Origin of the sequence: Synechococcus sp. KORDI-100 (assembly GCF_000737535.1) — a bacterium.
In the GTDB taxonomy this organism is placed as follows: Bacteria; Cyanobacteriota; Cyanobacteriia; order PCC-6307; family Cyanobiaceae; genus Parasynechococcus.
In genome coordinates this window covers 2,296,607-2,309,924 of record NZ_CP006269.1, presented here as the reverse complement: position 1 = coordinate 2,309,924, position 13,318 = coordinate 2,296,607, and the positions used below count along the sequence as shown (strand labels likewise).

The 13,318-nt window shown below is 57.5% G+C and carries 10 protein-coding genes and 1 tRNA gene; 4 read left to right on the top strand and 7 right to left on the bottom strand.

Annotated elements, in window-relative coordinates; genetic code table 11:
* Positions 1-173 precede the first annotated feature (173 nt).
* On the top strand, positions 174-5,456 hold the full coding sequence (locus KR100_RS15130) for a DUF4347 domain-containing protein (RefSeq protein ID WP_162176537.1): 5,283 nt from the start codon (positions 174-176) through the stop codon (positions 5,454-5,456).
* A 6-nt stretch (positions 5,457-5,462) separates the two neighbouring features.
* On the opposite strand, the gene plsY is transcribed toward KR100_RS15130, so the two are convergent.
* The 6 genes from plsY to KR100_RS11890 all read right to left on the bottom strand — a co-directional run bounded on the left by plsY (position 5,463) and on the right by KR100_RS11890 (position 9,871).
* Complete coding sequence (gene plsY, locus KR100_RS11910) at positions 5,463-6,068, bottom strand: glycerol-3-phosphate 1-O-acyltransferase PlsY (protein WP_038546269.1); 606 nt, start codon at positions 6,066-6,068, stop codon at positions 5,463-5,465.
* The gene (locus KR100_RS11905; RefSeq protein ID WP_038548797.1) at positions 6,065-7,036 is read right to left on the bottom strand and encodes a DUF3086 domain-containing protein; all 972 of its coding nucleotides are present in this window, start codon (positions 7,034-7,036) and stop codon (positions 6,065-6,067) included. The genes plsY and KR100_RS11905 overlap by 4 nt, the downstream gene beginning before the upstream one ends.
* 93 nt (positions 7,037-7,129) lie before the next feature.
* On the bottom strand, positions 7,130-7,312 hold the full coding sequence (locus tag KR100_RS16145; RefSeq protein ID WP_156098092.1) for a hypothetical protein: 183 nt from the start codon (positions 7,310-7,312) through the stop codon (positions 7,130-7,132).
* Positions 7,313-7,380: 68 nt separating this feature from the next.
* Positions 7,381-7,803, bottom strand: a complete 423-nt coding sequence (locus KR100_RS11900) for a DUF3119 family protein (RefSeq protein ID WP_038546267.1) — start codon at positions 7,801-7,803, stop codon at positions 7,381-7,383.
* Positions 7,800-8,549, bottom strand: a complete 750-nt coding sequence (locus tag KR100_RS11895; RefSeq protein ID WP_038546265.1) for an ABC transporter permease — start codon at positions 8,547-8,549, stop codon at positions 7,800-7,802. Before KR100_RS11895 ends, KR100_RS11900 begins: the two co-directional genes overlap by 4 nt.
* Complete coding sequence (locus KR100_RS11890) at positions 8,546-9,871, bottom strand: MFS transporter (protein ID WP_038548795.1); 1,326 nt, start codon at positions 9,869-9,871, stop codon at positions 8,546-8,548. Before KR100_RS11890 ends, KR100_RS11895 begins: the two co-directional genes overlap by 4 nt.
* 133 nt (positions 9,872-10,004) lie before the next feature.
* Between KR100_RS11890 and KR100_RS11885 the strand changes: the two genes are divergently transcribed.
* Positions 10,005-10,075, top strand: a tRNA-Gly gene (locus KR100_RS11885).
* A gap of 4 nt (positions 10,076-10,079) precedes the next feature.
* Here KR100_RS11885 and KR100_RS11880 read toward each other — a convergent pair.
* Positions 10,080-12,158, bottom strand: coding sequence for a glycogen-debranching protein (locus KR100_RS11880; protein WP_038546263.1), 2,079 nt, complete (start codon positions 12,156-12,158; stop codon positions 10,080-10,082).
* Between the two features lie 53 nt (positions 12,159-12,211).
* On the opposite strand from KR100_RS11880, the gene KR100_RS11875 reads away from it, so the two are divergent.
* Both KR100_RS11875 and KR100_RS11870 read left to right on the top strand, forming a co-directional pair.
* Positions 12,212-12,871: an MBL fold metallo-hydrolase gene (locus KR100_RS11875; protein ID WP_038546261.1), complete on the top strand. Its 660-nt coding sequence runs from the start codon at positions 12,212-12,214 to the stop codon at positions 12,869-12,871.
* Positions 12,872-12,955: 84 nt separating this feature from the next.
* The gene (locus tag KR100_RS11870; protein ID WP_255347506.1) at positions 12,956-13,276 is read left to right on the top strand and encodes an HU family DNA-binding protein; all 321 of its coding nucleotides are present in this window, start codon (positions 12,956-12,958) and stop codon (positions 13,274-13,276) included.
* Positions 13,277-13,318 lie beyond the last annotated feature (42 nt).

The following is a 13,318-nucleotide window of genomic DNA, read 5'->3' as shown; positions in this document are numbered from 1 at the left end:
TTAAGTCCTCCGGAAATTCTGTTGAGGCCTCTTCTGGTCTGCGGCTTGGCCCTGCCGATTGATGAATTGGTCCTCTGCCACAACGTTTCGGCTTGCCTGAATTCGAGAGTTGACCCTATTGAATGCTCACAATCGTTGCCGTTACTAAGTTGCTGGCAGCGTCTGTGAGTCCCTTGCTGATCGATACCGGCTCGCCTCGTTGTTGCGATGAATCTCTGGTTCTGGGTGATGCAAGTAGCCCGGAGATCCGTCAGCTTCTTGCGGCATCGCGGCTGCCAGCATCAGCGCTGCCCCCGGCGCTGAATCCGCTTGAGGTGATCGGTGAGGCGTTGCAGCAGCAGCGAGCCAACGGCCAAGCCGTGCGGAGTTTGCACCTGATGGCCCACGGCGCTCCCGGTGTGGTGTGGGTTGGTGATAAGCCGATTGACCGCGCTGCCCTGCTGGCAAATTCGGAGCTACTGGCTGGCTGGGGTCTTGAGGAGATCGCGCTTTGGAGTTGCCATGTGGGTGCCGATGCCGATTTCGTTGCCTTGTTGGAGGAGCTCACAGGCGCTGTTGTTTACAGCAGCCCCAATTCTTTAGGTCGTTTCAACGCTCTGAATGAAAGGTTGACGGCTACACATCGTGCGTTGAAGAAAGTCAAGATCTCGCTGGCTTCCGTCACTGATCCATTGCATTGGCCTGAAGCATTTCAATTGGGACGCAAAAGAAAGCGCAAGAACAGAGTTGCTGCTCAGAATCTAGACGTGATGTCGATTGGAGATACGTTTTTTGGAGTTGATCAAGTTAATGATGTTTGGCAGATTAATCCAACATTTGAGAACCAACCTGATGTAGGACAACCATTTATCAGGGTTTTAAATCTTTCGGACCCTATTCCCACGCCCGCCAATCCGAATCCTACAAAGCTAGAAACGCATCAAGGCAGTGGATCAGGGGGCAATGGCGTTGCTTTCGATACGACAAAAGATTATCTTTATTTCTTTTATAAGGGTGCAGTGGTTGGGGATGCCCAGCCACCGTCATCAAATTCAGTATGGAATATTGTCTGGTGGCCTATCGGAGAGGTACAAGAATGGGGATGGATAGATCCGCCTGGAAATAATTTTGGTTCGAAAAATAGTATTCCTGCTAACGCTTCGTTTTACGACCGTTCGCTTTGGTACTTTGGAGGAGGTAAAAGTAATAAGTTATATCAATTAAAGCTAGACTATGAAGTTGGTCCTGCGCCTGCTGCGAGTCAATTAATTGAGCATGAAGTAAAGGGCTATCCCCCAGGCAGTTACGGGGATATTGCTATAGATGCAGAAGGCGTTTTGTATGGGTCGCAATCAAATAATGACAATGGAAGAAAGTTTTTTAGTATTGATCTCAAGCAGTTGACTTCGCCCGATGATTGCCCTGATGGAGGTTGTAATCCCTACAAACTTTTGAATCCCAATTTGAAGGTTGTGACCCCAGATTCTGAGGAGGAAATATCTGTTGGCTTGCAGCTTTCGTTCAACGAGACTTACGAAAATTTGTTTGGGCAAACTTATGGAAATACAGGGGGTGGAAATATACCCGGAGCCTTTTACGTATTTGATTTTGAAAAAAATGGCGAAGTTTTTAAAAGAGATGAATTAGGCAATCGAATCATCAATCCGGTCCCTCGATATACAGGGTACAGCGTTCCCGACTTGAATAAGTACGTCGGCAGGGGGTTTACGGATCTTGGCGGGGCTACAAATTCACCGGCACCTCCGCTCCCACCTGATTTCACTCTCGAAGCTGCTGGTGCCAGCTGTGACATTGAAAGTGGTGCTGGCTTAAACGCAAAAGGGTTGTTCAAGTTTGATGTAATCCTCGATAATCTCAGTGATTGGGAGCATGTGTTTAGGGGCGAAGACTTTTATGGGCCATTCGATTTTGATCTGACTCTGGTTGGAGACGGCGGATCCAGCGAAGCTCTTTCTCTGGACTCTAGTGATATTAAGATATTGAATTCTAGCGGGAAAAGTATTGGTGGAGTTGGCTCTCCTGACTTGGATGCCAATGAATTTGTCGTTGACAAAGACGAAGCCAATGGCTCCGAAATTTCTCAATTTATTTTCGAGGCTTCTCTACCAATCGCCTCTCTTAATCCTGGCGATGCACTGAAGCTGGATTTGATGCTCGCGATGACTGGGGAAGAAAAGAGTGCACAGGTTAATGGTGCCGGATTGGAAGATTGTTTTCCTGGGACGATTGAATCGATCCAGGGCAAGGCTGTTTGTGATGATGAGGCTGCAAGTTCTGAGCAGGAAGCTGCGCGATTTTTGTTCAATGTTGAACGTGAGGAAACCAATGATATTCAGTATTACGCGTATCAATTAAATGCTGAAGGTTTGGGGGGAGGAACATACGAGATTCAAAACTCAGATATCGTTGCTTTCGATAGTGGCGGCATTCAAGTGCATGATGGGGTCGAGATCATTCAGCAGGCTGATCAAGATGTGGTGGATGGAGAGTCTGATGAAGCATATTCGGGTTACATCAAAGTTCAAGGAAATGTGCGGTCATTTGATGCTGAGATCTTGCTGACAGGCGATAACTTCTTTGGCGATGAGGAGATCACGCTGACGCTCACCAATGTCTATGAGGTGTCAGAAAATAAATTTCAAACGATTCCGCTGACTGAGACCTCTGGTGAGGCAGAGCTGACAGCCGATTGCATTCTTCCACTGCCATCTGCTGGAGAGGTGCAACGCGTGGAGGCAACATCAGCGTGTGAGCTTGATGGCACGCCAAGCAAAAAAGATGCGGTGTTCAAATTTGAGGTGTCGTTTGATCCGGCTGGCACAGAAGCGCAGTTGTATGGATACAGCTTTGAAGCCTTGGGTGATTGGAGCGAGAGTGGCTATCGCCTCCAGGAGATTGTCTTCCCTGATGATGTGACATTAAGGCCAACAAGTAAGACCGCTGGAGAGATTGTTGTGCCTGCGGGCATGGAGACCTTTGAAGTGGATGTGGTTGTGAAATCCAACCAGGTGCTGACCGGTGAGGAGGCATTGGCACTCACGATCAGCAACGACTCCAGTGAGGCAACAGGGGCAACCAGCCTGAAGGATGCCGACTGTGCACCCACGATTGGAGAGGTGGATCAGGTGACGGGCGTGGCGGCCTGTGAGCGGGAAGGCCTCACGAACAAGCAGAAGGCCACATTCAGTTTTGATGTTGTTGTGCAGCCCGGTGATCTGCCCCAGATCTACGAGTACAGCTTTGTGCTATCGGGTTTTCAAGCTGGCACCTCAGGTGATCAGGTTGAGATCACCGGCATTGAAGTTGCCAACAGTGATGGCGTTGAGTTTTTAAAGCAGCCCGGCAGAGAGGGGCAACTGCAGGTGGATGCCGGTGTGGAGTCGTTCCGGGTGGATGTCTCGGTGACCTCCAAAGGGGCGATCACCGGTGAGGAAGCACTGGAGTTATCCCTCGCCAACGAGCTGTCGTCGGCCTCGGGCACGGCGAGTTTGGCTGATCATGAGTGCAAGCAAAGTGCTGTTCTCGAGGCTGTTGATGGTCTTGGCTACTGCAGTGATTCGGATGACGGCAACACAGATCTGAGGTTTTTCTACCGCGCCTCATTTGATCCAGGTTTACCGACGCTGTACGGCTACGAACTGGGAATTGACAACTTGTCGTTGACGGCTGATTACACGATCAATGATCTGGAATTCACAGATTTGCAGGGGGACGCGGTGGATGTGGAGATCCAGCGTGAGTCCAGTGGAGCCGGAACGATTCTGGTGGGTGAGGATGTGAGTGATGTGGTGGTGTCTGTTGAGGCCAATGCGACGGGCGAGATCACAGGACAGGAAGCACTCACTCTCTCCATCGGTGAGCCTCAGGAGGGTGGCGGAGTTGAGGATGGAACGGGGCTGACCGCCAGCGTTGGGTTTGGTGATGTTCTCGACATCTGTGATCCGCTCGGCCCCCAGGTGACCTCCATCAAGGCGCAGGTGGATTGCAGTCCGGATGATGATGAGAATGTTCTGGTGTCCAGGTTTATTTACGACGTCAATCTGATTGCGGATAACGCAGGGCCCAAGACCTATGAGTATTCCTTTGTGCCATCGGGGTTTGAGGAAGACCGAGCTGATTACAGCGTTACGGTGATTCCATCAGAGGATTACAGCTCCAAGGATCTCCAATCTGGAGCACTGCAGGGCGAGATACGTGTGGCGGAGGGTGTGGATAACTTCAAGCTGGAGCTTGATATCCAGGCTGGAGAAAATCTCGTTGAAACGGAATCTCTGTCGCTGACGCTTGCTGATGAACGTTCCTCTGTTGAGGCGACTGCAAGCCTGGCGACCAGCGACTGCATCGAGCAGGTGCCGGATTCTCATCTTTATCTGTTGATGAACAATTCAACATCGATGTTGTCTCCGGAGCCATCCACCAGCCAAACCTCGGCCCCCACGATGTTGGAGGCCCAGAACCGGATCGCCTTCTATTCCTTTGAGCAGGCAGCCGCCAAGGCGGGCTATGGATTCCGCAATATCAACGATGACAGTTTTGAAAGCTTTGGTGAAACCTCGAGAAATGCGATCCTCTCCAACTCATCACAGTCCCTGGCACGCACACTGCAGGACTATGAGCTGGTTGATGATCCATACGATGGCAAAAAGGCAGGTAATTTAACGGTTCACCTGATTACCTATGGCTATGTTGTTGATTATCGCCGGGAAGATTTCCGGTCGACCAATTTGCTCGCTGGTGCAACGCCCGGTGGAGAGGGCTTGAATCTCGCCCAGAGAATCCTGTTGACATCGACGCCCAATAAAATCTATGGAAACAGCATCGAGAACAATCCGAATTGGGAGTCCTACGACCTGCCGGAGCCAACAGAGGATGATTACTTTCCGCGCAATTGGAAGGAATTGGGGGTGAATGCCTCCAACCTGTATTCCGGCACGGAGATGTTGGGTGCGTTCACGGGCTTAACCCATCTGCTGCGCGAGAAGCGCCGCTCGAATGACATTCAAGCGGATGAGTCTGTGGGGATCACGGTGGCGACTGATGGCCGTCCGGAACGACGCCCATGGTGGGACAACCGGGGTGATGAAGGTACCGGTGTTCCCATTCCTCTGCCTGACTCGTTGGGCGGCGATGAGATCACGGCGGCAGGTCTGCTTTACAACAACGACGGTTCCTTTCGATACAACCTTGATAACGACGGGATTGCTCAGTGGCCAAAGATGCAGGGCAAGTTGAACAAGCAGTTGAATCGTCTGGCCAGGCAACTCAATGATCCCAGTGAACAGTTTGAAGTGGATGTGATTGGTTTAGGCGAGGAGGATGTGATTGGAGGAGGGGCGGATGATGTTGTGAATTTCCCGGCGATTTATGAGAATCTCTTTAACGAGCAAACCTTTGACGACAGTAAGAACACCTGGACTTACAACGTGGTCGAAGACCTGCCTGATTTCTTTGACTGAGAGAGTTCAGGTTGCGGTCTGCTTCTGGCCGATCCTTGGTTCTGTTCCGGCGATCAGCCGTTGAACGTTGCTGCGGTGTCGCCACAGCACCAGCAGCGCCGCCACCAGCGATACGGCGAGGTAGGCGCTGCTCTGGCCAGCCGCCAGCATCAGCAACGGCAGTCCCAGGGCAGCTACCACGCTGGCCAGGGACACGATCCGGAAGATCGAGATCACGGCCATGAACAGCCCGAAGCAGGCCAGACCCACCGGCCAGGCCAGGCCAAGAAACATGCCGAAGCCCGTGGCCACCGCTTTGCCTCCCTTGAAGCCAAGCCAGATCGGCCAGATGTGACCGGCCAGGGCGGCCAAGCCAGCCAGCACCTGCAGCCAGTCGTTCAGGCCAAAGGCTTTGGTCAACAGAACGGCGAGGGCTCCTTTGCCCACATCGATGAGGAACACCACCAGGGCAGGCACCTTGCCGACATTGCGCAGCACGTTGGTGGCGCCGGTGCTGCCGGAGCCGCAATCACGTAGATCGATGCCCTTCATCCAGCGAGCTGCGAGGTAACCACTGGGAATGGCTCCCAGCACGTAGCCGATCGCAATCAGCAGCAGCGTCGTCAGGATCACAGCAGGTCGTCGTCGTCGAGGCGTTCATTGGCTCCAGCTGCAAAGGCCAGCCAGAGCGGGAACTGAAGCACGGGAATGTCGACGCTGCGTTCGGCAGCATCGATCAGGATCAATGGCACTTCGCCCCGTTCCTCCAGGCGATCGGCACGTTCCACCAGTGCTTCCGGGCGTTCGAACAGCACGACGCCGCTGCTGGGGCCGAAGTCTTCCCGGCTCAGTCCGAGGGCATCCTGGAGGCCGCGTCGCCACTCACCAAGTCGTTCCGGTCCGCCTGCCAGCACCAGGCACTGGAACTGGTCGCCGTAGAGCTCGCCGATGATTGAAATCAGGCCTGCGCTCACGAGGATGTTGCGGGGACGATTGCCGCGGCTGGGCTGCGCTCCGCGACCCCCCTGGTTGAAGAACCAATCCTCCAGCAGTGCCGTGTCGCGCGCGTCGATGCTGCGGCGCAGGGTCCAGGGATCGGCGTAGACATCCGGTTGCTTTAAAAACCGCTCCAGCGCATCGCGAATCAGCTGTTCATCCGGCTTGAAGGTGTCTGCCACGGCTGCAGCTGGGGCCGCTGGTTCCGTGTTCGTTGCCGTGTTGCCATCGGCGCCCTGCTGATCCAGCGGTGAGGGCTTCACGACCATGGGCTGCACCACAAGCTCCAGGCTTTCCACGCTCTGGACAAGGTCCTGCAGGGCTCCGCCGAGGTACTCCTGAAAGCCCTTCACGCGCCGGGCCATCGCATCGGACTGGCCGGCGAATGAAGTTTTCAGCTCGCTCTCAAGCTGTTGCTTGCGGTTGGCGAGCTCTCTGATCTCCGCTTCCAGAGCGTCTCGACGGGATTGCAGATCCTTGAGAGCGAGCGCAAGGACTGGATTGTCGGATGCTGCCGCTGTTGAAGCTTGCTGTTCTGAATGGACTTCTTCTGGCGATTCTGTCGAGACAGGTTCCTGTGGCGTCAGGTCGGTGTCGTCGGGCATCTCGGCTTGGCCTGATGTCGTCACATCCCCATTCAAATCAATCGACTGAACCCGAAACAGGGGTCAACATGGGGTGGAACGCTGAGACGCGGCTCAGGAAGCCTGGGAGCGCTCGCTGATTACGTCACGCCACTCGGGGCCGAAGGCTTTGCAGAGCTCCTGCTCTTCAGATTTCAGGTAACGCTTGCGCTGGGCTGATTCGTAGCCAAACCACTGGGGTGCCGTTCTTTTGAGAAAATCTTTTTGTTTCATAAGCGAATTTTGGCCGGTCGCCATAACTAGATCAGTTCAGCCTGAACTGTCTTGATCTCTTTTAACTATCTACAGGTTCCGGTGCTGTTTTGTTACCGATTGCTGGTCTGTTCTGGCTGTTCCTGCTGACAAGGCTGTTCCAGCGCCCCCACCCGCAGCTCCAGTTGTTCCCGCAGCTCCTTCGGGCTGAACAGGATCGGCAGGAAATGGATGCTCTGGGTTTCGCGGAAATACAGCAGCCCCGGCAACCAGGGGGCAAACAGCCTCCAGCTGAGCCATTGGTCGTAGGGGAAGCGGCGCAGCTCCCGTCCGTTCTGCCACACGATCAAAGCCCGTTCCTCGAACTCCAGCCGCAAACTTGCGCTCTGAATCAGCAGAAACACCCCGAACAGCACCACCACCAGGGTGGGCCAGGGATGCAGGGGCAGCGGCAGCAGCACAGCTCCGAGGACAACCACCAGCAGCGGCAGCCGTACATCCGGCTTCAAGGTGACGTTTGCGGGATTAGAGCTCATGCGCCGAACAGCACCTGGGTGAGAATCACATCCATGATCGACACCAGGATCAGGATCATGACGACGGCGCCGGTGGTGCTGGTGCCCACCTCCTTCGGACCACCACGGGTGGTCAGCCCCCAGCCGCAGGCAATGATCGCGATGATCAGCCCGAACACCACGGCTTTCACCAGCATGAAGGGGAGATCCTCGGGGTCCATCCAGGTGCGCACCGAGGTCCAGAACACCGCAGGTGGGATGTTGTAGAACTCGGTGCTGGTGATCTGCCCGCTCCAGATCGCCATGATGAAAAAGAAGAAGCACTGCACCGGTGCCATCACCACCATGGCGATCATCCGGGGGACCACCAGGTACTCCACAGGATCGGTTCGAAGCATGGTGATCGCGTCGATCTGCTCGGTGACCTTCATCGTGCCCAGCTGGGCAGCGTAAGCCGTTGCAACCTTTCCAGCCAGCAGGCAGGCGGTGAGCAACGGTGCAATTTCCCGGGCCAGGCCGATGGCCAGGATGCCGCCCACCGTCGAGCCGGCCCCCTGACGGGTCAGTTCGGCTGCCACCTGGATGTTGAACACCGACCCCGCGGCTACCGAGATGATCAACACGATCAGCACGCTGCCGGGGCCAGCCTCCATCAGTTGATCCTGGAGATCCACCGTGTTGATTCGGCCTTTCAGGGTGGCTGCCACGGCTTGTCCACCGATCAGGCAGCTTGCCCCAAGTCGTTTCAGCCAGCGAGGAGTGTTCATCCGGCGTTGGCCTGCAGGTGAGCTCCTCGATCAGGCCAGCCTCGCATCACCACAAGTCCAAGCACCACGAGGACCGCTGGAACCAATCCCATGCAGAGCCGGATCGCCAGCAGGGCTGTGTCAGGTTGATCAATGAAACTCAGGGCACCGCTGCAGTCTCCCTGGCTGGAGATGTAGCCCGTGAGAGAGAGCAGGCTGCCGAACACCGTCATGGTGAGGCCGATGATCAGCTTCTGGCCGAACACCATCCAGGCGGTGTAGATCCCAGCTGGTTTTTCAGGATCGGCATCGATCGCGTCCGGCAGCAGGGACCAGGGAATCAGATAGGCCGTGGCGGCTCCGAAACCCACCAGTGCGATCAGCCCCACAAGAGGCAGCAGCTCCAGCACTCCGGCTGCATCAGGAAGGGTGGGATACGCCATTGAGATCAGGCAGGCCGCGATCCAGAGCCCTGCCCCCCAGCGCAGTGAGGTGATCCGTCCTCTCCGGTTGCTCATCAGGCTCCAAAGCTGTAATCCCAGCAAGGCGGCGATGTTGAACGCAAGGAGCAGAAGGGTCGCCTGGGAGGACGGCACATGCACCACCTGCACCAACCAGATCAAAGCCACCACCTGCATCAGCTGGACGGCGAACCAGAGCAGCAGATAGAGGCCCAGCACGCGAATAAAGCGGGGATTGGCCAGCACGCGCTTCAGCTGCTGCTGCGGTCGCTCGCTGTTGGGGCTCGGCCGCTGGGCCCGTTTGGCATAGGGCGCCAATCCCCAGCAGCAGAACAGAGTGGCGGCGGCAGCCACCGAACCCGTGATCTGGCCCATCAGGGCATAACCGCCCCCGCCTTCCCGCAGCACGACCACCGCCACCGTCAGGCCGATGGTTCCAGCCAGGATGGAACCCGTGAAGCGGGCTGCGTTCAGCCTTGTTCGCACGGTGGTGTCCGGCGTCAGCTCGGTCGCGAGGGCCGCATAGGGCAGGTTGACGCTGGTGTAAGCCGTCATCAGCAGGATCGCCATCAGGACGTAGTAGGCCGTGCGCTGCCATGGGTCCCCGGGAGGCACCCACCACATCGCCGCCAGGCTGATGCCGAGTGGCAGTGCTGCAGTCAGCATCCAGGGGAGGCGTGGCCCCCAACGGCTGTTGGTGTGGTCGCTCAGCCAGCCGATCAACGGGTCGTTAAGGGCATCCCACACCTTGATCACCGTCAGCAGGGATCCCGCAATGAAGGCTGGCAAACCCGCTTCGCAAGTGAAAAAAGGAAACAGGTAGAAGCCAAGTTGGGTGGCAGCCAGTCCGGTGCCGGCATCACCAAGCCCGTAAGCCAGCATCAGGCGCTGGCGAGAACCGCCTTGGACTGTTTCAGGCACTGTCAAGCGAAGGCTGGGGTCGGGCGGACCGTCATAATGAATGCGTGCTAACGCTTCTTCCACCCTCTTGGGGATATGGAACAGGTGTACCAGCGCGGGCGTTGTGTAATGGTAAGACCTCAGCCTTCCAAGCTGATGACGCGGGTTCGATTCCCGCCGCCCGCTTCGATCAGAGAGAGAGGTTCGAGGCTTCTTCGCGTGCCAGCAGCAGCACGAAGCTTCGGCTTTCCAGGGGAATGTCCACTCCGGTGAAGGGCACCGGCTGAGCCGGAAAGTCTTTGTCGCTGGGCAGGGATGTGTCGATCACCCGCATCCAGGGAGAGGCCGGCACGGGCAGCTCATAGCTCATGCCTTTTTCGTAGGCGTTGAACCCCATCCACAACAGGGCGCCACGGCTGCCCATGTGCAGGCTGGTTGCCAGGGTGCGGGACCATTCGGCCCAGTCCGGTTTACTCAGCTCCACACCGTGCCACTGGCGCCAGATGTCTCCTTGTTCGTGGGGATGTTTGCTCACGGTTTCCCGTGGCGCCGTCAGCGGATTAAACAGTTGCGGGAGGGCGCGGCGCAGGGCGAGCAGGCGTTTGAGAAACAGCTGCAGATCAAGATCGCACTGGTCCTGATTCCAGATCATCCAGCTGATCGGACTGTCCTGACACCAGCTGTTGTTGTTGCCGCCCTGGCTGCGGCCGACTTCGTCACCCATCAGCAGCATTGGCACGCCGCGGGCCAGAAGCAGCGTGCTCAGCAGGTTGCGTTGCTGGCGACGCCGCAGGGCGATCAGCCTTGCATCGCTGCTGGGTCCTTCAACACCGTGGTTCCAGCTGTTGTTGTGGTTTTCGCCGTCGCGGTTGTCCTCACCGTTGGCCAGGTTGTGCTTGCGGTTGTAACTGACCAGGTCCGCCAGGGTGAAGCCGTCGTGGGCCGTGATCAGATTCACCGAACGGCCGAGCGCCGCAGTTTTGTTCCTGTAAAGGTCTGGCGAGCCCTTGAACCGTTGCGCCAGGGTCCAGGTGCTGTGGTCATCCCCTTTCCAGAAGCGACGCAGGCCATCGCGGAAGTGGCCGTTCCAGGTGCCGATGCGCCGGGCCGGGAAATCCTCAAGGCGGTAGAGACCACCGCAGTCCCAGGGCTCACTGACCAGTTTGAGATCACTCAGAACTGGATCGGCTTCGATCGCTTCAAACAGCGGCGGATGGTCGAGGGGTTTGAGCCCTTCACCACGGCTCAGGGCGATTCCAAGATCAAATCGGAAGCCATCCACGCCCAGTTCAAGGGCCCAGCAGCGCATTGACTCCAGGATCAACTGGGTGCTGATCGGCTGGTTGGCGGCGATTGAATTCCCGCAACCGCTCACATCCAGATAGTCGCCATCCTCTCCCTGGTGGTAGTAGATGAGATCCGCAAAGCCTCGCCAGCTCAGGATCGGACCGTTGCGGTTGCCTTCCGTGGTGTGGTTGTAAACCACATCCAGCAGCACCTCGATGCCGGCGTCATGGCAGGCCGCCACGAGGGCGCGGAACTCTTGACGCGTTTTCAGAGGATCGGGTTCCTTGACGTAGCCGGCGTGGGGCGTGAACCAACTCAGGGGGCTGTATCCCCAGACGTTGTCACGACCTGGGGGGGCATCGGCGGGGTCAAAGGCGAACACCGGCAGCAGCTCGATCGCCGTGATGCCCAGCTCCTGCAGGTACGGCAGTTTTTCGATCAGCCCCAGGTAGGTTCCGCGCCGGGCTTCCTCCACGCCCGAATCGGCCCGATTGGTGAAGCTGCCCACGTGCAGCTCGTAGATCACGGTCCGCTGCCAGCTGTTCCGGGGTCGGGGATGGGCCTGAAAGTCAAAGGCCTCGCGTTCGGTCACCATCGCCTTGAGGCAGGCATGGGCGTTGGTGGATGGCCCGGACGCCAACAGGCGGTCGTAGACGTCCCACCCGGTGATCGCTCGCGCCGCAGGATCGAGCAGCACCTTTGAGGGCTGGAAGCCATGGGCTCCCGGCGCCAGCGGTCCGAAGGCGCGATAGCCGTAGCAGCATCCTTCGCCGAGGCCTTCGACCTCCACATGCCAGTAATCGCCGGACCGGTGCTTGCGGCAATCCAGTTCAATCACCCTCTGCGGTGAGCGCGAACTGCCGTGCTCAAACAGGAGCAGTTCCATCCGATCTGCGGCCGGTGCAGCCACAGAGAAGTTCACGCCACGGCTGGTGAGGCTGCTGCCCAGGGGCCAGGGCGTGCCTGGGTGCGTGCTGCTCAACGCTGAAGGACCAGTCGATTTCAAACTAGTGGTTTGCCCCGGTGCTGAACGTCATGTCGATGACCATGGCCCTGGAGGCCGGCCGGCCGCCGCAGCAGTTACGACCCGATCTCTGGTTGTTCCCGCCGAACCGCGATTGTCAGGGCGGTAGTTCCTGGTGGTTGGAGCATGCAGATGAACCGGTCCTGATCGACTGTCCACCACTGACGCAAGCCACGCTTGAGGCCCTCGAGCAGCTGGGGGCGGGACGCAACCCCTGGATCCTGCTAACCAGTCGTGAGGGCCATGGTCGATTGCGCCGCCTGCAGGAGCGTTTCGGTTGGCCGGTTCTGGTGCAGGAGCAGGAGGCGTATCTGCTTCCCGGTGTTCAACCCATGCAAACCTTCGCTGAGGAGCACAGCACGGCAACCGGTCTGCGGCTGCTCTGGACCCCAGGCCCCACGCCAGGAAGTTGTGTGGTGTTCGCCCCGTCACCCGCAAACCTGCTCTTCTGCGGGCGTTTGCTGACGCCACTGTCCGCAGGACGCCTTGGCCCATTGCGCCATGGCCGCACATTTCACTGGCCGCGCCAGCTGCGCAGTCTCGAGAATCTGCGCGATTGGCTTCCTTCAGAAGCCAGTCCTGATCTTGCTTCTGGGGCGGGCCTCGGCGCCTTGCGCGGTGAGCGCCTCGTGGCCTTCAGCGGTTGGGAGACGTCCCCGCCATCGTCCTAAAGCGTTGCGGCACAGGACTTGTCGCTTGCAGCTCCATCGCACCCTCCATACGATTGGCGCGCACGGGAAGGCAGCGGCGCTTTTATTTCGCCGTATCAGAGCCGTCTCCGCCTCCACTCCCCCCTTCAAATGAACAAAGCTGACCTGGTGAATCTGGTGGCCGCTCGTACGGAACTCACCAAAACTGATGTCTCCCTCGTCGTAGACGCCGCAATCGAGACCATTATCGACTCTGTTGTTGAGGGCAAGAAAGTTTCCATCCTTGGTTTCGGGTCGTTCGAGCCCCGTGAGCGTTCTGCCCGTCAGGGTCTGAATCCGAAGACCGGTGAAAAGATCGCCATCCCTGCCAAGCGTGTTCCAGCCTTCACTGCCGGCAAGATGTTCAAGGATCGCGTTCAGGGCTGATCCGCCACTGTCTTGTTTGCTGCAACGGGCGGTCCCGCTGGG

Coding starts and splice junctions, on each gene's coding strand:
- KR100_RS16145 (WP_156098092.1), bottom strand. CDS start 7,312: ATGGCGACCGGCCAAAATTCGCTTATGAAACAAAAAGATTTTCTCAAA.
- KR100_RS11895 (WP_038546265.1), bottom strand. CDS start 8,549: ATGAACACTCCTCGCTGGCTGAAACGACTTGGGGCAAGCTGCCTGATC.
- KR100_RS11890 (WP_038548795.1), bottom strand. CDS start 9,871: ATGCTGGCTTACGGGCTTGGTGATGCCGGCACCGGACTGGCTGCCACC.
- KR100_RS11900 (WP_038546267.1), bottom strand. CDS start 7,803: ATGAGCTCTAATCCCGCAAACGTCACCTTGAAGCCGGATGTACGGCTG.
- KR100_RS11875 (WP_038546261.1), top strand. CDS start 12,212: ATGTCGATGACCATGGCCCTGGAGGCCGGCCGGCCGCCGCAGCAGTTA.
- KR100_RS11905 (WP_038548797.1), bottom strand. CDS start 7,036: ATGCCCGACGACACCGACCTGACGCCACAGGAACCTGTCTCGACAGAA.